The organism is Rhodococcus sp. AC861, from assembly GCF_979256035.1.
This window is the reverse complement of sequence record NZ_CEEDMW010000119.1, coordinates 1-233: the sequence shown is the minus strand read 5'-3', so window position 1 is coordinate 233 and position 233 is coordinate 1. Positions and strand designations below refer to the sequence as shown.

The following is a 233-nucleotide window of genomic DNA, read 5'->3' as shown; positions in this document are numbered from 1 at the left end:
CATGGGCGCCGCGCAGTGCCTCGCCCTGATCCCCGGTGTCTCTCGCTCGGGCGCCACCCCCAGCGCGGGACTGTTCATGGGACTCACCCGCGCCGCGGCCGTCCGCGTCTCCTTCCTGCTGGCCATTCCCGCCGTGACGGCCTCCGGCCTCTTCTCGCTTCCCGACGCGTTCGCACCGGCCGGAGAAGGACTGCAGGCATCGGGAGCCCAGTTGATCGTCGCCACGCTGGTGG

The 233-nt window shown here is 72.1% G+C and carries 1 protein-coding gene; it reads left to right on the top strand.

Features of this window, described 5'->3' with window-relative positions:
• A partial coding sequence (locus AC0IX4_RS23390; protein ID WP_471831469.1) for an undecaprenyl-diphosphate phosphatase occupies window positions 1-233 on the top strand: 233 nt, incomplete at both ends.